This is a genomic window from Variovorax glucosi, from assembly GCF_051216695.1.
GTDB lineage: Bacteria > Pseudomonadota > Gammaproteobacteria > Burkholderiales > Burkholderiaceae_C > Variovorax.
This window is the reverse complement of sequence record NZ_JBPJZE010000341.1, coordinates 1-1,075: the sequence shown is the minus strand read 5'-3', so window position 1 is coordinate 1,075 and position 1,075 is coordinate 1. Positions and strand designations below refer to the sequence as shown.

The window sequence follows — 1,075 nt, the reverse complement described above, 5'->3', positions numbered from 1 at the left end:
CGAAGCCCTCGGCGTACAGGTCGATGGCCTTGACGGGGTGTCGCGGTTCGAGCGCCTCGAGGGCGGTGCGATAGAGCGCGTGGTTGAAGCTGTCAGGGTTCGGATGGCAGTGGACGACTAGCGTTTTCATGTGGAGGGCCGGTTCGCTCAGGACTTGCGTGACTGGCGAGACGGGGTCAGAGCCCAAGGAACAAAAGGCCGCGCAGTGCCTTATGGCAACCCAGGCGCCGGCATCTGACCCCGGCGCAAGCCCCGCGCGACCCACGGGAAAAACTTTCGAAGCGGCTTACTTGCCGGTCAGCTTCTTGCGAACGTCGACACCGACGCCCTTGTTGACGAACTGCGTGGTCACGACTTTCGAGAGATCGACCTCGCCGGCCTTGTACAGCCCGGCCTTGACCATCTTGTCGTAGAAGTCCTTCACGCGGGCCTCGTCCATTGCGCCGATGCCCTTGGTGAGCGTCTCGCCGCTGTCGACGATGCCCATCTTCTTCATCAGCTCGATGGAGCCTTGCGAGGCAGCCACGGGCGAGTCGGGGTTGATCTTGGCGATCATCTCGTTGGCGGCCTTGTTGTCGCCGTAGAGGTAGTTGTTCCAGCCGATGATCGATGCCTCGACGAACTTGCGCACCGTCTCGGGCTTGGTCTTGATCAGGTCGGCGCGCGTCTCGCCAAAGGCCAGCTTGCGGCGCAGGCGGCTGATCTGCACGTCGATGGCGCGGTCGTACGAATCGCTTTCGGCGCCGAGCGCGTACTGCACCAGCTGGTCGCGCGTGAGCACCCGCCGCGGGTGCTGCACCAGCGCGCGCAGCAGGCGGAACTCGCCGTCGGAGAGGTCCACCGGGCGGTCTTGCGGGTCATGCAGCAGGCGGGTTTCGAGGTCCATGCGCCAGCCGGCGAAGTACAGCATCTCGGGCTGCTGCGCCTCTTGCGCCGTGGCCGTGCCGGAAGGCGGCGGCACGGATTGTTGCGCCGGCAACCCGACAGCGGCCGCATGCGCGGTGCGGCGCAGCACGGTGCGGATGCGCGCCAGCAGTTCGCGCGGATTGCAGGGCTTGGCCAGGTAGTCTTCCGC

The 1,075-nt window shown here is 65.9% G+C and carries 2 protein-coding genes; both read right to left on the bottom strand.

Translation table 11 applies throughout. The features are described from left to right. The coding region (locus ACSFA3_RS25490) for an NAD(P)H-dependent oxidoreductase (RefSeq protein ID WP_435508111.1) at nt 1-130 on the bottom strand (130 nt) is incomplete at its 3' end. A gap of 156 nt (nt 131-286) precedes the next feature. Next, nucleotides 287-1,075 (bottom strand): winged helix-turn-helix domain-containing protein (locus tag ACSFA3_RS25485; RefSeq protein WP_435508110.1); only part of this gene is annotated, 789 nt, incomplete at its 5' end.